Raw genomic sequence first — 19,634 nt, 5'->3', positions numbered from 1 at the left:
GTGTTATCTGAGGTATAATCGAAAATAATTTAGAATTTTGAACGGACGATTTTTAATGTTTGAAAACTTACAGGAACGATTAGGCAAAACCTTAAACAATATAAGAGGCCGTGGTCGTCTAACTGAAGATAATATAAAAGAGACTTTGCGTGAAGTGCGCATGGCGTTGTTAGAGGCTGATGTTGCTTTACCTGTTGTTCGCGAGTTTGTTAAAACAGTAAAAGAACGTGCCGTTGGTACAGAAGTAACTAAAAGTTTAACCCCTGGACAGATTTTTGTAAAAATTGTTCAAGATGAGCTTGAAAAAGCCATGGGTGAAGCGAATGAAGAGTTAAACCTTAATGCCCAACCACCAGCAGTGGTTATGTTGGCAGGTCTTCAAGGTGCTGGTAAAACAACCAGTGTTGCTAAGCTTTCTAAGTTTTTAATTGAAAGAAAAAAGAAATCTGTTTTGGTTGTCAGTGCTGATGTATATCGTCCAGCAGCAATAAAACAATTAGAAACTTTAGCTCAAGAAGTTTCTGCGGAATTTTTTCCGAGTGATATTTCACAAAAGCCTGTTGATATTGTTAATGACGCAATTGCTTACGCAAAACGTAAATTTATTGAAGTTGTTATTGTAGATACTGCGGGTCGTCTTCATGTTGATGAAGATATGATGGATGAAATTAAAGCCTTACATAATGCTGTAAACCCAGTTGAAACATTATTTGTTGTTGATGCTATGACAGGTCAAGATGCTGCCAATACAGCTAAAGTATTTGGTAATGCTTTGCCATTAACCGGCGTGATCTTGACAAAAACTGATGGTGATGCCCGTGGTGGTGCAGCTTTATCAATTCGTCATATCACAGGTAAGCCAATTAAATTTATCGGTGCGGGTGAAAAAGTTGATGCGCTAGAACCTTTCCATCCAGATAGAATCGCTTCTCGTATTTTAGGCATGGGTGATGTACTTTCATTAATCGAACAAGTCGAGATGAAAGTAGATAAAGAGCAAGCTGCAAAAGTTGCTAATAAAGTTCTCAAAGGTGATGGATTTACTTTAGAAGATTTTGCTGAGCAGCTTAGACAGATGAAAAACATGGGCGGTATGATGTCTATGATGGATAAATTGCCGGGTATGGCTAATTTGCCTGATGCCGCTAAAAGTCAAATGGGTGATAAAACATTTAACCAAATGGAAGCGATTATTAACTCTATGACAGTTAAAGAGCGCATTCGTCCTGAAATCATTAAAGGTTCACGTAAAAAACGTATAGCGGCTGGTTCTGGTACTACGGTACAAGAGATAAATAAGCTATTAAAACAGTTTACACAAATGCAAAAAATGATGAAAAAGATGAAAGGCAAAGGCGGCATGATGAAAATGATGCGCGGAATGAAAAATATGATGCCACCAGGTATGGGTGGTGGTATGGGCGGCATTGGCGGTCCAAAATTTTAAATTATAAAAGTTATTTAATATAATTTTTATATCTCGTAATGGTGTATAGGTTATGCTTATACGCCACATATAACTTCAACTAAGCCTTGTAAACCCGTTATATATTTTCCACGATTCAATCGATAAACCTCAAAAATATCTTGCATTTTTTCACCAGATACGTACAATTCGCGAGCTTCATCTGAACTTGTCACTTTATTTATAAAGCGATAAGTGAGAATAGGAAGTATGTTAGAAAGTAATCAAAACATTAAATATAGGTAGAAAACGATATGGTAACTATTCGTTTACAACGTGGCGGTGCTAAGAAGCGTCCATTTTATCAGGTAGTAGTAGCGGACAGCCGTTGTGCTCGTGACGGTCGTTTCATCGAGAAAGTAGGTTTCTTTAACCCACTAGCTCGTGGTCAAGAAGAAAAAATCCGTTTAGATCTTGCTCGTGTTGATCACTGGGTAGGTCAAGGCGCATCTTTATCTGATCGCGTTAAAAGAATTGTAAAAGACGCTCGTAAAGCGGCTTAATAGGTGTAAGTGAAACCATGAGTCAAGATTCTATTGTTGTAGGTAAGCTTGGTGCCCCTCACGGCATAAAAGGATGGCTTAAGGTACATTCATTTACTGATGATCCCGAAGGGATCTTTGATTTCAGCCCCTGGCTGATTAATCAACAAGGTAAAGTGGAGACCTTTGAAGTTGCCGACTGGCGTCGAAGCGGAAAAGGCTTTATAGCCAAATTTGCGAATATTAATGACAGAGATGAAGCGATGGCTTATACCCATAGTGAAATCACAGTTACTGAGTCGCAAATACCAGAATTACCGCAAGGTGAATTCTATTGGCGTGACCTTATCGGCATGTCTGTTGTAACTAATAAAGGTTACAGCTTAGGCAAAGTCGATGACTTGATGGAAACAGGTTCTAATGATGTGCTAGTTGTTAAAGCTAACAACAATGACGGATTTGGAAAGTCTGAGCGTTTATTACCATTTTTAACTGATTCAGTTATTTTAAATGTTAATGCTGAGGCAAAAGAAATTACTGTAGATTGGGATCCAAGCTTTTAATGAGTACTGAGTCTAAACTGTGGGTGGGGGTGATAAGTCTTTTCCCTGAAATGTTTGATTCAATCACTAAGCTTGGTGTTACTGGTCGAGCGGTTAAAAATGGCATTATTAGCTTTAATAGCTGGAATCCACGCGATTATGCTTTTGATAAGCATAGAACCGTAGATGATCGTCCCTATGGTGGCGGACCAGGTATGTTAATGATGGTAGAACCGCTCAAAAAAGCGATCACTGATGCAAAAGCTGCAGCTGGTGATGGTGCAAAAGTAATTTATCTGTCTCCTCAAGGGCGTAAGCTAGATCAACAAGGTGCTGCCGAATTGGCAAAACACGAAAAGTTGATTTTAGTTGCTGGTCGCTATGAAGGTATAGATGAACGTATTATAGAATCCTATATAGACGAAGAATGGTCTGTAGGTGATTTTATTTTAAGTGGTGGTGAATTACCTGCCATGACACTAATTGATGCAGTAGCGAGATTAGTGCCTGGCGTGTTAGGTCACAGCCAATCGGCGGAGCAAGATTCATTTTCGGATGGATTATTGGATTGCCCACACTATACTCGACCTGAAATTTTGGATGGTAAGCAAGTTCCAGCTGTTTTACGCAGCGGGGATCACCAAAAAATCGCTAAATGGCGCTTAAAGCAGTCATTAGGTAGAACTTGGTTAAGACGTCCAGACTTGTTGAATAAACTAGCTCTGACTGTGGAGCAAACTCAATTATTAGCTGAATTTCAGCAAGAAAATAGTGAGTTAGCGGCAAATGACAGTTAATACTAGAAAAGAGAAAATAATGTCAAAAGTTAATCAAAATATTATCCTAGCGCTTGAAGAAGAGCAGCTTAAAAAAGATCTTCCTGCATTTGGTCCTGGTGACACAGTTGTAGTTAAAGTTCGTGTTAAAGAAGGTGAGAAAGAGCGTCTACAGGCTTTCGAAGGCGTAGTAATCGCTGTTCGTAACCGTGGTCTTCACTCAGCATTTACTGTTCGTAAAATCTCGAACGGTGAAGGCGTTGAGCGTGTTTTCCAAACTCACTCTCTACAAGTAAATAGCATTGAAGTTAAACGTCGCGGTGCAGTTCGCCGTGCGAAACTTTACTACTTACGTGAGCGTTCTGGTAAATCTGCACGTATCAAAGAGAAACTTCCTGCTAAAAGAAAGTAGATCTCTATACGTACTAGTATTTAGTTCAGATAAAAAAGGTCGATATCTTATGATATAGACCTTTTTTGTTGGCAAAATTTTAAATAATTATAAAGTATGTTTATTATAAAACTCAGTAAATGCTTCAGGGTTGATCGATTTACTAAAATAATACCCTTGTATCTCATCGCAACCTATATCAGATAAAAAGTTTGATGCTGCTTATATTCAACGCCTTCAGCAATCAGTGACATATTAAGGTTTTTACCTAAACTTACGATAGTTTGAACGATATCCCTATCTTTTTTAGAATTATGAGATTCTAAAATAAAGGATTGATCGATTTTTAACTTATCGACAGGGAATTGTTTTAAATATGGCAAAGATGAACATACAGTACCAAAATCATCAATAGACAGATGTACGCCTAGTTGTTTTAGTTCTAAAAGCATGGCTATGGTACCTGACTCTTGATGCATTAAGACACCTTCTGTGATCTCAAGTTCCAGATTACATGGCGGAAGCTTACTTTGTATTAAAATTTCTTTTACTAAATTAACAAAATTAGGTTGGCTAAATTGTCGTGGAGATATATTAACCGCTATAATTATTCTAACCATTGTTTAGCTTGAAAGCATGCCGTGTTTAAAATCCAGTTTCCTATTGGGATAATCAAACCTGATTGTTCTTTTAATGGAATAAATTCAGCTGGAGAGACTTGTTGGCCTTCAAGTGTCCATCGACAAAGTGTCTCTGCACCTGTAATTGTATTACTGTCTAAATTGAGCTGAGGTTGGTAATGTAAATAAAGAGCATTATTTTGAATGCCAGACTTGAGTGCTTCGATTAAAGTTGCTTGTCTATTGAGCTTATCCCCTAATTGGGAAGAATAAAGAACGAGGCTTGAATGTTCAATTGATATTGCTTGCTCCAAAGCCGCACGACAGTATTTTAGAAGTTCATCAGGGTTACTGCCATGACTGGGGTAGTCGACAACACCAAAGTCTAATTCAATTGATAGTTCGCCACATTGAGTCATAAATGCATTGAATTGTCTTATCTCTAATAACATCATGGAAAAAGGTCTTGAAGTATTTTGGCATATCTGAGTATTCAAATGCTTGATAATATAACTCATCTTTCGCAATTTTTTGCTCTGTGATATCAACGATATGCACATCAACCTGGTTAACATCATCTAACCGGTGAAACTCACATAATAAAGTCTTTGATTTTAATTGATGCTCAATCTTTATGACTTGTTTAGTTTGTTTTTTTAAATGTTGAATGACTTCATGCAGGTTTTTTGGTAACAGGGCATTTAACTCGTTATTGCAGCCTGGTATAGAAGTTAATAGAGCTTTAGCAGCAGGGTTCGCATATACAATTTCTTTATATTCGTTTATAGATAGAATTGGATTAGGGTTACGCATAGGAAAAAGTGCTAAACGCGCGCTTTTTTGGCTATGATCTAGGTAGCCCTAAGGTATCGTCCTACAAATAATATAAAACTAAATGCAATTACGGTCCAAGATGTTTTATTTATTTCTTCAAGGGTGTGTTGATAACTCATATCCACTCTTAGCTTTAATTCATTTAATATTTCATCTAAATGCGGTAATGCCGCTTCTCTTATCAATGTTATCTCAGCTAATTTATCTCTTGCCAGTTGCCACTGTGTTTGTTCTGAATACAAATTTTTAGTTAACGCTTGAGCTGTCGTTTTTATACGATTAATTTTCGAAATTCATGAGCTTTTCATCTGCGGGTTATTAAGTTTTATTGTTAACTTAATAAGCTGAGAGTCTAACTCTCTGATTTTTTCGTTATGCAGTCGAATATAGATATTATTTTCATCCTTTGCATAATATTCATATAACAACCTTTCTTGCTCAGATAATAATGCAACAACATTTTTTATTTGAGAAAGCGTAGGGATTTCATTATCAACTAAATTGAGTGTCGACTTTTGAACTTTCGAAAGAGAAAAGTAGACTAAAGCAGATAAGCAAAGGCCTAAAAACATAATGGTTAAGTAAAAAATAATAGATTTAGAGTCGCTAATAACCACATATGATCCTTATTATATTGTTATTCTTGATATTGAGTATTCGATATAAAGCCGTTAACTACAAGCATTAGAATGAAAAGAATCACTTTTGCTTGGCATAAAATATGATAGTATCTTCTGTATATAAATTTGTACAATTGTAACTTTAGGTTTACGGGGTTTGGTTTTGGAACAGAAATTAGCAGCGCTTCGCTCACAAATAGATGCATGTGACACAGAGTTAGTCGCCATTTTGGCGAAAAGAAATAAAATTACAGCACAAGTAGGTCAAATAAAAAGAGACTCAGGAAAACCTGTTTATATTCCAGAACGTGAAATTGAATTATTAGCGGCGCGTAGGGCACAAGCACAAGCGCAAGGTGTATCTGGTGACTTAGTTGAAGATATTTTACGTCGTATGATGAGAGAGTCATACCAAAATCAACAATCTGAGTTAGCCTGTGTTTCTCCTGAGTTATCTCCCGCCGTGATCATAGGTGGTAAAGGTGTAATGGGGCAGTTATTTGCTAAACAATTGAGACGCTCTGGTATTGAAGTCAGGATTTTAGATAAAGAACAAAATGACTCTCAAGCTGAAATTTTGTCAGGAGCAAAATTAGTATTAGTCTCCGTGCCAATCAATAAAGTAGAGGCTATTATCGAAAACTTGCCAAAACTGGATGATGATTGTTTATTGGTTGATATTACAAGTGTCAAAGCAAAACCGGTAAGAGCTATGTTGAACAGTCATAAAGGACCTGTTTTGGGTTTACATCCGATGTTTGGTCCTGATATTGCGCATTGGGTTAAGCAAACTATTGTAGTGTGTCGTGGCAGAGGTGATTTAAAAGCTGATATGTTGCTCGCTCAGCTTAAAATTTGGGGTACGCAACTTGTTGAGATGGATACTAAAAAGCATGATGAAGCGATGCAAATCGTGCAAGTAATGCGCCATTTAACAACATTTGTTTATGGCCAATTTTTAGCAAAACAGACTCATAGTTTACGTGAAATCAAGAGTTGTTCATCGCCAATATACCAATTAGAGTTAATGATGGTAGGTCGATTGTTTGCACAATCACCGGGTTTGTATTCAGATATTATGTTGGCACAATTTGATAATGTAGAATCACTGCTTGAAGATTATCAAGATATATATGAACAAACCTTAATTAAATTAAAAAATGGTGATAAAGCAGGGTTAATCGAAGGGTTTAGTGATGCGAAAAGCTACTTCTCGGATTCAGCTGAGTCTTTTTTAAAGCAGAGTCGTGCTTTGTTAAACAAGGCAAATGACTCTAAGGTGTTAGATTAATAAATCTCCTTCACATCTTTATTAAGGCCACTTCGAGGAGTTTTTTGGTAAAAAGCATAAAATACTCTGCGTATATAACTGCGCTTGTTAATAGCGCAGTTATATAACAAAAGGTTTACTTCTCTACTTCTACTTGCGTCATAGACTCACTCGGGTAGCACCCTAGCACTCTTACATACTCAGTGACTTCTTTTAAATCATCAAGAGCCTTTTGGGTATTGCTTTGAATTAAATTAGCATCCAAATCAACATAAAATACTTCTTCCCATGGGTTACCAGGTACTGGACGAGATTCTAATTTAACTAAATTGATTTTATGCTGTTTAAAAATCATTAAGGCATCAGCAAGTGACCCCGCATTTTGGCTAGTCGCCATTATTAAGCTTGTTTTAGTTGGGATTTGTTTTGATGTTTGCATTGGTTTTCTTGCAACAACAATAAATCTGCTATGGTTTTCAACTTGATTTGCAACCGCAGATTGAACAACCTCTAAGCCCGCTTTAATACCTGCTTGTTGTGAAGCAATTGCAGCGCTGTTTGGTGTTTCTAATGCTCGAGCGATCGCACTTGATGTTGAATCACAGTATTCAAGTTGGATGTTTTCTAGACCCTGAATAAATTGACTACATTGTGTGAAAGGTTGTGGGTGACCAAATACTTTAGTGATATCAGTCAGCTCTAAACCCTCTTTTGCAATTAAACAATGTTCGATTGATTGTGTTAGTTCACCAACAATCGCAACTTGTGCGTGTTGTAATAAGTCGAACACTTCATTAATACTACCTGAGCAAGTATTTTCAATTGGCAATAAACCAAAATCAGCTTGTCCGGTTTCAACTTTATTTGTAATTTCGAAAAAGCTAGAACAGCCAAGTTCGACTAAATGATCGCTACGTCGACTAAAGTATTTATGACATGCAAGTTGGCTATATGAGCCTTGACCGCCTAAATATGCAACACGGTTAGTTTCGCCTTTAATATCTGGGTTGATATTCTGTTGCAGCATAGCTTGCTGATGTAACACTGAATCTTCGATAATCGTTTGGAAAACACTATTTACATAATAAGCATCTAAACCAAGAGACTTTCCGTACGATATTAACTTTTCTAATAACGCGACTTCTCGTTGTTCATCTCTAATTGGTTTGTTGTTTGAAATTTTATATTCAACAACAGAATGACTAATACGACGACGTTTTGTCAGTAGTATTAATAATTCAGAATCAATCTCATTGATATCTTTTCGTAATGCTTGTAATGCATCATTAGCCATAGTTATTTCCTCATTCCCGGTTTTAAAAATTTAATGCAAAAAAAAGCCTCCCATTTGGGAGGCTTGTATTTGTCGCTGACTTTTCTTATGTCGTGACTAAACCGCCTCCCATTTGGGGTGGAGTACAAAAAACATAAAGAAAAATCGTGCATAAATTCGTTTCATACTGTTAATTTAAAAATTAGCGCGTCATAAGTCAATAAATGATTTGTTTAATTTCAAGAATATTATTTTCACTTACCATCAAATGAAATATTGACAGAAATTAAACCACTTATATATATAAAAAAGGTGTTGTTTACGCTACGTTTATTTTATATTTAAGGGGTTAATGACAAAAGCCATTTTGAAAAATAATTGCATAGGTTTAATTTTGAAGTATAGCCGTTTACCATCCCGCTATGGAAGAAATTCTCTTAGCGTTAAATTATCAGTATTAATTTCAGTTATTTGTTTAATTGCTGGTATGAGCGCTGCTGTTTTGATGTTGAAATCAGAACGAAAGCAATTAATTTTTGAAGAACAAGAAGCTTTAAAGAGAAGTGGTAATAACTTTATAACTCAGTTTAATCAAATTATTGATAATAAAACTAAGATTGCGACCAAAGCGAACTTTGTTGTTAAACAGCAATTATTCGAATATAACTTTATTAATCAAAATCAAAAAAAGATTGAATTAGATACATCACAGGAAGGCGTGGTTAGAAGTATTGCATTAGATGGTTTGTCTGCAGCTTATATTCCTGAAGTAAACTTTACAGATTCATATAAAAAGCTTTTCTATGATACCGAAGTGCTTTGGCAAATCATTTCACCTACTTTAACTAAAGATTTTTTTAATTTTTATTATATTAGTAAAGATAACTTTGTACGTATCTCTCCTCCAAACTGGGCAGTGCAATTAGAGCCTGAACACAATTTTTCAAATGATATTTTTTACTCTGTGGCATTAGAACAGAGTAACCCCTCAAGAAGCCCTGTTTGGACTCCTGTTTATCGAGATGATATTTGGGATAAGTGGGTGGTTAGCTTAATTGTGCCGCTTTATTACAAAAATGAATTCTTAGGCATTACAGGTAGTGACTTAATTTTTCAGGATTTGATTAAGCATTTTTCTGTATCAGATAAAGAGCAACAATTTTTTATTTTTAATAAGCAAGGTCAAATATTATCCCATCCATTGTTCAATAAGTTGATTGAAAAGATGGAAGGGGATATGAATCAGTTGTTAGTAACAAATGATTTAATCCCGCAGCATTTACAAGAATTAGTACAGTCAGCCATTAAAAAAGATTTACCTCATATGCCAAGTACTTTTATTGAGCAAAATGAAGTGCATTTAGTTAATATTCATAAAATGGATCCGCTAGATTGGTATATAGGCGTTTATAAAAAGCGCTCAACGATTTTATCTGCTTTGGATGAATTAGAGATTAAGTTTTTTGGTTTATTCGTAATTTATACTGCCTTGGTTGTGATTTTATTGCATCAATCTTTAAATGAGCTATTGCTAAAACGTGTTATTACTTTAGTTCATTCAGTTAATGCTTTTGGTAAAAGTAAAGGTAAATCAAAAGGTGACTTCCTTGAAGAAAATAAAGACGAAATAGGTGCATTAAATGGTGCCTTTAAAACCATGTCAGAGGAAATTACTAAGCATCTAGATAGCTTAGATCAAAGGATCATAGAAAAAGAAGAGGCAGAATTGGCTGCTAAAAGATTAAATAAGGCGGTAGAGTTCTCTGGAAGTGCTGTTGTTATTGCTGATGCTGATTTAAATATTGTTTATGTAAACCCTAAAATGCCAGAAATGACAGGCTATTCAGAAAAAGAGCTTATCGGCTCATCCGTTCTTAATATCATTGCCCAAGAAATGCAAATTTTGGTTGAGGATATTGAGATAGACCTTAAAAGTAGGCACTACTGGCGTGGCGATACATTATTTAGAAATATTTATAATAAAGCAATTTGGGTTTCTTTGAGTATTTCTCCGATCAGAGATGAAGATAGCACAGTAACCAGTTATGTCGCGTCAGCACAAGACATCAGTTTTATTAAAGAAAGCCAACGTAAAATGGAGCAACTAGCATATTATGATACGTTAACTGGATTATCTAATCGTGCCTTTTTTAGAATGCAGCTTAGAAAGTCTATGGCACTGGCTGCGAGAGGCCATTATTCATTTGCTTTATTCTATTTTGACCTTGATGAATTTAAACGTATTAATGATACCTTAGGTCATGATGCGGGTGATCAACTCCTATTAGAAGTCGCCAACCGACTTAAATTTAGACTCAGAGCGGAAGATACCATCGCGCGCTTAGGAGGAGATGAATTTGCAGTATTACTTAGTGGTATCAATGATAGAGAAAAAGCGACCGAGGTTGCCAATACAATTCAAGAAACATTAAATAAACCAATTAAATTAGTAAATGATGAGGTTATTGTGAGTGCCAGTATTGGTATTACATTAGCACCAGAAGATAGTTCAGAAGAAGACCAATTGTTAAAACATGCGGATTTAGCTATGTATGAGGCGAAAGCTAAAGGCCGTAATACATATCATTTTTATAATGCAGATCTTAATGCTGCGGCAAAAGAGCGTATGCTGATAGAAAATGAATTAAGGATCGCACTAAAAGAAAAGCAATTTGAACTGCATTATCAACCTCAGCTTGATAGTAGAACACGGAAAATAGTCGGTTATGAAGCGCTGATCCGATGGCTTCACCCAGATAAGGGCATGATACCGCCAGATAAGTTTATTCCAATTGCTGAAAGTACAGGGATCATTGTTGAATTAGGCGAGTGGGTACTTTGGGAAGCATGCCGCTTTGCAACTAGGTTGGTTGAGCAAGATGTTGCTAATAATGTGTCAATTAACTTATCTGCAAGACAATTCAAAGATAGTAATTTAGTCGATTTATTATCAAAAATATTAAAAGAAACTGGTGCAAATGCGGATAATGTTCATTTAGAGTTAACTGAAAGTATGTTAATGGGTGATATAGAAGTTGCAATAGCGCAGCTCCATGAATTTAAAGCTTTGGGTCTTGCAATATCTATTGATGACTTTGGTACCGGTTTTTCTTCATTAAGTTATCTAAAGCGTTTCCCTGTTGATATTCTTAAAATAGATAGATCATTTGTAAAAGATATCCCTGAAGATACAAGTGATATGGCCATTACCGCTGCGATAATCGCCATGGCAACTAAATTGAAGCTTAATTTGGTAGCTGAGGGGGTTGAGACTTCAGAACAAATTGCGTTTTTAGAGAGCAATGGTTGTTATATTGTTCAAGGTTATTATTTCAGCCAACCTTTAGCTGAAAATAAATTAGAGCAGTTTAGGAATACTTTAATAAATACTTAAAATAACTCTATTACTACTCTAAACTTCAATGTATTTAGTGGTTATCTAATAACTGATAAATTAAATTTTTGACTGTTTTAGGTTCAAATGGTTTATCGCACATCGCATTAACACCAGATTGTGCGATATTTGCTAAGTGTGTATCACTAGCCTCTGATGATACCATTAAGATAGGCACATGAGATTGATGAGATTCATTACGTATAAACTGTGCTAGTTCTTGTCCATTAACTTCAGGCATATTGTAATCAGTTACAATCAAATCAAACATTTTGTCATTTAAAGCGGCAATGGCTTTTTGGCCATCAACAGCTTCAGTAAAGTGTTGGATGCCTAAATTAGTTAATACACGTCTAATATGATTCCGTGCCAGCATGGAGTCATCAACGATTAATACTTTAATATCGTGAACATCGTATAATTCTAGCTCTAACTCTTGTGGACTGAGTATGTCTAAGGTGGCATTGATTGCTTTACCTAAATTTTCACGTGTAAAAGGCTTAGGTAAAATCGCTATGACACCTGATTGTTTAAATGTTTCTAATGCGTGTTTTCTGGTTTCACTAGAAATTAGCATAAATGGCACATCACCTATGCTGTCATCTTCTTTTATCGCAGTGAGTAAATCTAATGCACTACCATCATTAAAATGCAAACTGCTGATCACCAGATCAGGAGAGTTTAATTTAATTTTTTCAAATGCCTCCGTGTGATTTTTTCCATGGTCAATATGTGTGATCTCCTCTAAATTTAACTCTTTTATAATTATATTTCTTTGAGTTAAAGAAGGTTCAACTAATAGAATATGTAGATCTGATGGTGATAAGTTTATCATGTTAGCCTCCCGCTATTTTTACTTTAAAACCAGCACTTTCTAAAATGGCCTTGAGTTTAACTCTGTCATCACCTTGAATTTCAATAAGACCATCTTTTACAGCGCCACCTTGACCCATTTTGCTTTTAACCGATTTGGCTAATTTTTTAAGGTCATGATCTTTAGTATCTATACCTACTACCAACATAACGCCTTTACCTTTACGGCCTTTTGTCTGGCGTTCAATTCGAATAAAGCCATCTTTAAATAATTTAACATCTTCAACTTTTTGCTCTTTTTGTTGTTCGATTCGGCCAAAATCTGTTGAATAAACTAAATTAGAATTTTGCATAAATTTACCTTAAGGGTCGTGAAATTATAAAAATTGAATATAAAAGTATTTTAACTTTATGATTTATTATAAATCTCTCTAAATAGGTTTTATATTATAGTGGAATAAGAACGACAGGTTTAAGGATTTAGCGCGTTATTTTTATGTTTTATCAATTTAAAAAGTCAAAAGATGATTTAAATTTACAACTTATGTTGAAAAACAGCCAATTTACAGCTTTATTTATAGCTAGAATATCCTATTTATAATTATATGCATTTTCTAAATTAAGGAAAATATGATGAGTTTGAACAAAAATTTTTCATCTGATGGTAAATTATTCACAATACAAATAAAGGGCAAGTTTGACTTTAATTTAGTTCAAGCTTTTCGTTCTGCATACTCTGAAATAGGAGATAAATCGCCTAAGGTGATAATTGATTTACGTGAAACAGAATATATGGATAGCTCAGCTTTGGGCATGTTGCTGAATATGAAAAAATCCTTAGGGGATTCGGTTTCAAGTATTCAAATAGCGAATTGTAAGCCACAAATAAAGAAAATATTACAAATTTCACGCTTTGATAAAAAATTCGATATTGATTGAGAAATACAATTAACTCATAAAATACTTTCAATCATTTAGATTTATTTTTGGAGCGATATTTGCGTATTTTAGTTGTTGATGATCAAGCATTAAACTGCACTTTATTAAAGTTTATGCTTGAACAAGAGTCACATACGGTTTTTTGTGTTTCTAATGGTAAAGAAGCTGTAGAGCAATTTTCTGATATCAATCCCGATATCGTATTATTAGATGTCATGATGCCAATCATGGATGGCTTTGAAGCCGCGCCACTTATAAAAAAACAGGTAAGCGACGTTTATCTGCCGATTATCTTTATTACAGCTCTGGATGATCAAAAAAGTTTAACCCGTTGTTTAGAAGTTGGAGGTGATGACTTTATTAGTAAACCTTTTGATAAAATTATTTTATCAGCAAAAATTCAAGCACATACGCGTACTAGAGAATTAAGCCAAAAAAGTTTTGAGCAAAAGAAATTATTGGAATTACATCAAAATGAAGTTCAACGAGAGCATGAAATTGTTGAACATATATTTAAAAATGCGTTAGTCGAACACCTTATTGTACCCGACATCATAGATTATCATTTATCTCCTGCTTCTATGTTTAATGGCGATTTTTTTTTAGTATCACCAAGCCCGATAGGGGGCTTATATATCATGTTAGGTGATTTTACCGGGCACGGGTTAGCAGCGGCGATTGGAGCACTACCAACTTCTAAAATATTTTATAGCATGGCACACAAAGGGCTGACAGTAGGAGATATTGCGAGCGAACTTAATAGCATGTTGTCGGATTTACTACCTGGGCATATGTTTTGTGCAGCAACTATTTTGGAGATTAATAAGTCTGGTAGAAGTGTTAATGCTTGGCTTGGTGGGCTACCAGAAGGTTATATACTAGATGAATTCGGACAAGTTAAAAGAGAATTAGAATCTCAACATATGGCATTAGGTATATTAGAAAGTTATGAGTTTGAAGATACCATAGTGCATTTTGAGGTTGAAAATACTGACCGCATACTCGTTTTTACCGATGGCATTATAGAGGCATCTGATCCCAATGATGAGTTTTTTGGTGAAGAGCGTGTATTAGAGATTATGTCATGTTCAAAACAAGCAAAAATTGAAGATGTCGTAAATGCAGTTTATGAGTTTACCGGCGATATTAAGCAGCAAGATGATTTAAGCTTAGCGCTAATACGCTGCAAAGCAACACCCTTAGCTGATGTAGAACCAAGAAGCTTTAGTCAAATACCCATCACTTTTAATATTCAGTTAGAGCATGAACAATTAAAAACATCAGATCCTGTTGTTCAATTTGTTGATTTAGTTTGCAGTATAGAAGGGGCTTCAGAGCATAGATCAAACTTATTTCTAATTTTATCAGAGGCTTATAATAATGCGCTTGATCATGGCATTTTAGGTTTAAACTCCCAGAATAAAGATACTGAAGAGGGATTTTACGAATATTATATTCAAAGAGCTGAAGTATTGGCTGAGTTAAATTCAGGATATTTAAATTTTACAGCTTTATATCAACCAGAAGTTCAAAGTATTGTTTTTACAATCGAAGATTCCGGTAAAGGGTTTTGTACAGAGCAGCAGCATAAAGCAGATAATAAAGCCCACCCTCATGGTAGAGGGTTAGGTTTAATGGAAGAAATTGCATCAGGTGTGTCTTCTAACGATATTGGTAATAAAATAAATATTAATTATTGTTTAAATGAAAGGGCAAGCAGTACTTAACAAGTACTAATTTCCATGTTAGTATTTTTGATATAGATATTCAGATGTGTAGACGTCCATGGTGCTTTCATATTTAGAGATAACACAAATAACATGTGATCATGTATTAATAAATAATCATTTATCAGCCCTTAAAACATATTTAAATACAAAAAATCATAGCCGCGATATCCAATGGCAGTATAAAATCCCAGAGTTAGGTGAGGATGGAAGTTGTAGTTTATTTGGACATTTACAGGATGAACCATTTGATCTAAAAAACGTGCTACTTACAGAGCATCAAGATATAGATATTAATTTAGTTAATTCTATGCAGATGTTAAACCAGATTGTTGATTATATCGTTAATACTTCTCAAGTTGATTGGTTTGGCATATATCAAAACCGTGATACAAACAACGAACAAGGCCTTGTAAAACTCGCCTATCATGGTGCGCCGAGTCGACCTATATTTCCTCTAACGTCTGATTTTTCCCTTATTAGTAATAATGTTCAAGTGGCACTATCAAAAAAAGGGCGTGTTATTAATGATATTCAAGCATATCAAGCCAATGGCGGTGAATATTATATTTGCGATCCAAAAGTAAAATCTGAGGTGTGTTTACCTATCTTGACAGCATCAGGTGCAATGTTAGGTATTATTGACGCCGAAGCTTTTAAAACTGATTTTTTTGATGAAAATACATTAGCGTTGCTCATTGCTGGCTGTTTATTGATACCAAATTATTTACCTGCATAATTATTCTGTTTAGCGACCAATCGGCATAGTTTATGTTAAGCTACATTTGAACTCATTGATTTTAGCTTTTGTTATTATAATGAGTATAAAAATTGTTGCTTTACAATATTTTTAACCCCATAAATGAAAAGAGATGACCAAATGTTCTCAAACTTAAAACCATTACCAACAGATCCAATTTTAGGCTTGATGGCTGCGTATAAAAAAGATACGAACCCAAATAAAATCGACTTAGGTGTTGGTGTATATAAAAATGAGCAAGGCGATACACCTATTTTAGAATCAGTGAAAAAAGCTGAAGCATTTCGTTTAGAAAATGAAACCTCAAAGTCATATATTGGTCTAGCCGGTGATCTTGGTTTTTGTAACAAAATGGAATCTTTATTATTAGGTGAACACAGTGCGCTTTTAGCTAATCGCGTACGCACAGCGCAAACACCAGGCGGCACAGGCGCTTTACGTGTTGCTGCTGAGTTTATTGTTCGTTGTAATCCTAAAGCGACAGTTTGGGTAACAACACCTACATGGGCAAACCATATTAGCTTATTTGAGGCAGCAGGTTTAACTGTTAAAGAATACCCTTATTACGATTACGAAAATAAAGGTTTATTATTTGATGAAATGATTGCAACACTAAAACAAGTGCCTAAAGGTGATATTGTTCTATTACATGCATGTTGTCATAACCCAAGTGGTATGGACTTAAATCAAGAGCAATGGAAAATTGTTGCTGAACTAGCTAAAGAAGTTGGTTTTACACCATTAGTTGATATTGCATACCAAGGTTTTGGTACAAGCTTAAATGAAGATGCTTCTGGCCTTCGTGTACTTGCTGATACAGTTGAAGAAATGATTATTTGTTCTTCTTGTTCTAAAAACTTTGGTTTATACCGTGAGCGTATTGGTGCATGTTCTATTATTGCAAAAGATTCCGCCGTTGCAGATGTATCAAATTCAGTTTTATTAAGTGTTGTTCGTAGTATTTATTCAATGCCTCCTGCACATGGAGCAACGATTGTTGATACTATTTTAGGCAGTGCAGAACTAACTGGTTTATGGCATCAAGAACTAGCAGAAATGCGTAATCGCATTAATGGTCTGCGTTCTTTGCTTGTTGATAATTTACATGCACAAAATGTAGATAAAGACTTCTCATTTATTAAACATCAACATGGTATGTTTTCTTTCTTAAGCATTACAAAAGAACAAATTGAAAGATTACAAAAAGAATATGCTATCTACATTGTAGGCTCTAGCCGTGTAAATGTAGCTGGTGTGAGCAAAGCAAATATTGAGTATTTCTCAAAAGCGGTTGCTGATGTAATTAAATAAGAAAGTTACTTTTCTTATTTAATGAACAACTCATAGATAAAATATTGATATAAAAAAGTGGCTTTTGCCACTTTTTTCATTTTAGGGTCTAAACTTATTTATAAATAGCTATTGAAAGGATTCGATTATGTTTAAATTTATAAGTGTGCTTTTATTACTTACCATTATATTTTCTCCATTAAGTTACGCTACTGAAAAAATCAAACCTTCAGTGCAATTGGCAATGAAGTACCATCAAGCTATCAATGTTAAAGATTATTTTATAAGTGAGAAGTATGACGGTATTCGTGCTATTTGGAATGGAAAAGTACTGAAGACACGGGATGGCAATAAAATATATGCACCAGATTGGTTTACAGCCAAATTACCAGATATGTGGCTAGATGGTGAGTTATGGTCAGCCAGAGGAGAGTTTGAGTTTATTTCTTCTACGGTACGTAAAAAACAAGCAGATTTTAATTGGCATAAAATCAAATATATGGTGTTTGATGCCCCTGATAAAAACACGCCTTTTTATTTAAGATACCAAAACTATAAAAAACAGATCAAGAATTTAGCGCTTAAGCATGTTGTGGCAGTGAAGCAATTTGAGATAAGTACTAATGAGGGGTTAAATCACATATTAGATGGATACGTTGCAAAAGGCGCTGAAGGCTTAATACTACATTATAAAAAAGCCATATTCCGCTCAGGTAGGGGTAATAATTTAATAAAGTTAAAGCCTTTTATGGATGCTGAAGCGACCGTTATTGCGCATCTTCCTGGTAAAGGTAAATTTCAAGGCATGTTAGGTTCTTTATTAGTCAAAACAGACTTAGGCATAGAGTTTAGAATAGGCAGTGGTTTTAGCGATCTAGAAAGAGTAAATCCGCCCAAAATAGGGGATGTGATTACTTTTAGTTATCATGGATTGACTAAAAATAAAGTGCCAAAGTTTGCAAGCTATATGAGAGTACGCACACCTAAAGACACTAAATATTAATAGTTATTGCTACACTAACTTGGCTATGCTATTTTGCGCAGCCTTTTTAGTTTTAGGTTGTATTTCATGTTTGCAGGTTTTGATTACGGTAGCTCTAATTGTGCCATAGGTGTATGGCAAGAAAATCAGGTTAGCCTAGTACCCTTAGAAGGAGATAATCATTATATACCTTCAACTTTATATGCTTTACACCCAAGTTTGATCGTCTCTGAAGTACATAAAGGCATTAAATCTGTCGAGCTAAAACAAGATTATCAAAAAACGCGACAGCCATTACTAAACGCTTTAGGCATGGTTAAATCAAACTTAGATTTAACTGATGATGAATGCAAAATTTATTTAGGCAGAGAAGCGATTGCAGAATATATAGAATGCCCTGAGGAAGGTCATTTTGTTAAATCCCCAAAGTCATTTTTTGGTGCGACAGGCTTAAAGCAACAACAACTCGATTTTTTTGAAGATATCGCTTGTGCCATGATCATGACCCTAAAACAAAGAGCTGAATCTCACTTAGGAACTGAACTTAAACATACTGTTATAGGGCGCCCTGTAAACTTTCAAGCCATAGGTGGCGAAAAGAGTAATCAACAAGCTGTGACCATATTGCATAATGCAGCAATGAGAGCTGGATTTAGCAGTGTAGAATTCCTTTTTGAGCCTTTAGCTGCTGGTATTGATTTTGAATCAAAGCTTGAAGAAGATAAAACGGTTTTGGTAGTTGATATTGGTGGTGGTACAACCGATTGTTCTTTAGTGAAAATGGGACCATCTTATCGAGATAAAAATGATAGGCAGTGTGACTTTTTAGCACATACTGGTAAGCGAGTTGGTGGTAACGATTTAGATATTAACCTTGCTTATCATGGTTTAATGCCATTATTTGGTTCTGAAAGTAAATTGAAGTCGGGCATTCCTATGCCAAACCAACCTTTTTGGAATGCCTGTAAAATTAATGATGTTATTTTACAAAGTGAGTTTTATAGCGCTAAAAATCAAAGAGCATTAAATGACTTTGTTCTAGAAGTTAATGAGCCAAATAAATTTAGAAGGCTACTATCTTTACAAGAAAATAAGCAAGGTCACCAATTAGTGAGAACCGCTGAACTCGCTAAAATTTCTTTATCGGGAAAGAATGAACATCTAGCTGATTTAGGCTTTATAGAATCACAATTAAGTAAGAATATTGTGCAACAAGAACTTGCTAATGCGATTGATTCTAGTATCTCTCAAGTGGTGAGTTTAGTACTTGATGCGATTAAGCAAGGTGGTTGCAAACCTGATGTTATATATTTAACGGGTGGCAGTGCACAATCACCATTGATAAAAGCGGCATTAACGCACGCTTTAGGCGAAATACCTATGTTAAATGGTGATCACTTTGGTAGTGTGACTGCAGGTTTAACTAAATGGGCAAAGCAATTATTCAGCTAAGCGA

At 35.1% G+C, this 19,634-nt stretch carries 22 protein-coding genes; 13 read left to right on the top strand and 9 right to left on the bottom strand.

Annotated elements, in window-relative coordinates; genetic code table 11:
- Positions 1–55 precede the first annotated feature (55 nt).
- Positions 56–1,447 carry a signal recognition particle protein gene (gene ffh, locus PSA_RS14155; protein ID WP_042142204.1) on the top strand — a complete coding sequence of 464 codons (1,392 nt, stop codon included), beginning with the start codon at positions 56–58 and terminating at the stop codon, positions 1,445–1,447.
- Between the two features lie 56 nt (positions 1,448–1,503).
- Here the strand turns inward: ffh and PSA_RS25305 are convergent, their stop codons facing one another.
- On the bottom strand, positions 1,504–1,641 hold the full coding sequence (locus PSA_RS25305) for a hypothetical protein (RefSeq protein ID WP_157575783.1): 138 nt from the start codon (positions 1,639–1,641) through the stop codon (positions 1,504–1,506).
- Positions 1,642–1,719: 78 nt separating this feature from the next.
- Here PSA_RS25305 and rpsP point away from each other — a divergent pair, with 78 nt between their 5' ends.
- The 4 genes from rpsP to rplS are packed head-to-tail and all read left to right on the top strand — an operon-like array spanning position 1,720 to position 3,677.
- Positions 1,720–1,968, top strand: a complete 249-nt coding sequence (gene rpsP, locus PSA_RS14150; RefSeq protein WP_042142202.1) for a 30S ribosomal protein S16 — start codon at positions 1,720–1,722, stop codon at positions 1,966–1,968.
- A 17-nt stretch (positions 1,969–1,985) separates the two neighbouring features.
- Positions 1,986–2,510: a ribosome maturation factor RimM gene (gene rimM / locus PSA_RS14145; protein WP_042142200.1), complete on the top strand. Its 525-nt coding sequence runs from the start codon at positions 1,986–1,988 to the stop codon at positions 2,508–2,510.
- The gene (gene trmD, locus PSA_RS14140; RefSeq protein WP_042142199.1) at positions 2,510–3,286 is read left to right on the top strand and encodes a tRNA (guanosine(37)-N1)-methyltransferase TrmD; all 777 of its coding nucleotides are present in this window, start codon (positions 2,510–2,512) and stop codon (positions 3,284–3,286) included. Before rimM ends, trmD begins: the two co-directional genes overlap by 1 nt.
- 19 nt (positions 3,287–3,305) lie before the next feature.
- Complete coding sequence (gene rplS / locus PSA_RS14135; RefSeq protein WP_042142198.1) at positions 3,306–3,677, top strand: 50S ribosomal protein L19; 372 nt, start codon at positions 3,306–3,308, stop codon at positions 3,675–3,677.
- A 173-nt stretch (positions 3,678–3,850) separates the two neighbouring features.
- On the opposite strand, the gene PSA_RS26875 is transcribed toward rplS, so the two are convergent.
- Genes PSA_RS26875 through PSA_RS14110 form a run of 5 tightly spaced genes read right to left on the bottom strand, consistent with a single transcriptional unit; the run spans position 3,851 to position 5,727 of the window.
- Positions 3,851–4,276, bottom strand: a complete 426-nt coding sequence (locus tag PSA_RS26875) for an EAL domain-containing protein (RefSeq protein ID WP_052379790.1) — start codon at positions 4,274–4,276, stop codon at positions 3,851–3,853.
- Positions 4,264–4,731 (bottom strand): EAL domain-containing protein, encoded by a 468-nt coding sequence (locus PSA_RS26870; protein WP_193216481.1) that lies wholly within the window; start codon positions 4,729–4,731, stop codon positions 4,264–4,266. Before PSA_RS26870 ends, PSA_RS26875 begins: the two co-directional genes overlap by 13 nt.
- Positions 4,667–5,089, bottom strand: a complete 423-nt coding sequence (locus PSA_RS25905; RefSeq protein ID WP_042142196.1) for a hypothetical protein — start codon at positions 5,087–5,089, stop codon at positions 4,667–4,669. The genes PSA_RS26870 and PSA_RS25905 overlap by 65 nt, the downstream gene beginning before the upstream one ends.
- A 38-nt stretch (positions 5,090–5,127) precedes the next feature.
- Positions 5,128–5,352: a hypothetical protein gene (locus PSA_RS14115; protein WP_042142194.1), complete on the bottom strand. Its 225-nt coding sequence runs from the start codon at positions 5,350–5,352 to the stop codon at positions 5,128–5,130.
- Between the two features lie 51 nt (positions 5,353–5,403).
- A complete protein-coding gene (locus PSA_RS14110; RefSeq protein WP_042142192.1) occupies positions 5,404–5,727 on the bottom strand; it encodes a hypothetical protein in 324 nt (107 codons plus the stop codon).
- A 166-nt stretch (positions 5,728–5,893) separates the two neighbouring features.
- On the opposite strand from PSA_RS14110, the gene tyrA reads away from it, so the two are divergent.
- Entirely contained in the window at positions 5,894–7,021 is a 1,128-nt protein-coding gene (tyrA, locus tag PSA_RS14105) for a bifunctional chorismate mutase/prephenate dehydrogenase (RefSeq protein ID WP_231665263.1), read from the top strand.
- 115 nt (positions 7,022–7,136) lie between these two features.
- Here the strand turns inward: tyrA and PSA_RS14100 are convergent, their stop codons facing one another.
- Positions 7,137–8,294 (bottom strand): chorismate mutase, encoded by a 1,158-nt coding sequence (locus PSA_RS14100; protein ID WP_042142188.1) that lies wholly within the window; start codon positions 8,292–8,294, stop codon positions 7,137–7,139.
- Positions 8,295–8,625: 331 nt separating this feature from the next.
- On the opposite strand from PSA_RS14100, the gene PSA_RS14095 reads away from it, so the two are divergent.
- The gene (locus PSA_RS14095; RefSeq protein WP_042142186.1) at positions 8,626–11,667 is read left to right on the top strand and encodes an EAL domain-containing protein; all 3,042 of its coding nucleotides are present in this window, start codon (positions 8,626–8,628) and stop codon (positions 11,665–11,667) included.
- A 34-nt stretch (positions 11,668–11,701) separates the two neighbouring features.
- On the opposite strand, the gene PSA_RS14090 is transcribed toward PSA_RS14095, so the two are convergent.
- On the bottom strand, positions 11,702–12,502 hold the full coding sequence (locus PSA_RS14090; RefSeq protein ID WP_042142184.1) for a response regulator: 801 nt from the start codon (positions 12,500–12,502) through the stop codon (positions 11,702–11,704).
- Between the two features lies 1 nt (position 12,503).
- Positions 12,504–12,833 (bottom strand): translation initiation factor, encoded by a 330-nt coding sequence (locus PSA_RS14085; RefSeq protein WP_042142182.1) that lies wholly within the window; start codon positions 12,831–12,833, stop codon positions 12,504–12,506.
- Positions 12,834–13,113: 280 nt separating this feature from the next.
- Here PSA_RS14085 and PSA_RS14080 point away from each other — a divergent pair, with 280 nt between their 5' ends.
- The 6 genes from PSA_RS14080 to yegD all read left to right on the top strand — a co-directional run bounded on the left by PSA_RS14080 (position 13,114) and on the right by yegD (position 19,630).
- Entirely contained in the window at positions 13,114–13,419 is a 306-nt protein-coding gene (locus PSA_RS14080) for an STAS domain-containing protein (protein ID WP_042142180.1), read from the top strand.
- 59 nt (positions 13,420–13,478) lie between these two features.
- Positions 13,479–15,146, top strand: coding sequence for a fused response regulator/phosphatase (locus tag PSA_RS14075; protein ID WP_042142178.1), 1,668 nt, complete (start codon positions 13,479–13,481; stop codon positions 15,144–15,146).
- Between the two features lie 58 nt (positions 15,147–15,204).
- Positions 15,205–15,885: a GAF domain-containing protein gene (locus PSA_RS14070; protein WP_042142176.1), complete on the top strand. Its 681-nt coding sequence runs from the start codon at positions 15,205–15,207 to the stop codon at positions 15,883–15,885.
- Positions 15,886–16,026: 141 nt separating this feature from the next.
- Positions 16,027–17,217, top strand: coding sequence for an amino acid aminotransferase (locus PSA_RS14065; protein WP_042142174.1), 1,191 nt, complete (start codon positions 16,027–16,029; stop codon positions 17,215–17,217).
- A gap of 127 nt (positions 17,218–17,344) precedes the next feature.
- A complete protein-coding gene (locus tag PSA_RS14060; protein ID WP_052379788.1) occupies positions 17,345–18,199 on the top strand; it encodes a DNA ligase in 855 nt (284 codons plus the stop codon).
- A gap of 66 nt (positions 18,200–18,265) precedes the next feature.
- Positions 18,266–19,630 (top strand): molecular chaperone, encoded by a 1,365-nt coding sequence (gene yegD / locus PSA_RS14055; RefSeq protein ID WP_042142172.1) that lies wholly within the window; start codon positions 18,266–18,268, stop codon positions 19,628–19,630.
- Positions 19,631–19,634: the final 4 nt, after the last annotated feature.

This window comes from Pseudoalteromonas sp. '520P1 No. 423' (genome assembly GCF_001269985.1).
Lineage (GTDB): Bacteria > Pseudomonadota > Gammaproteobacteria > Enterobacterales > Alteromonadaceae > Pseudoalteromonas.
The sequence above is the reverse complement of the archived record's forward strand: the minus strand, read 5'-3'. Positions and strand labels throughout refer to the sequence as shown.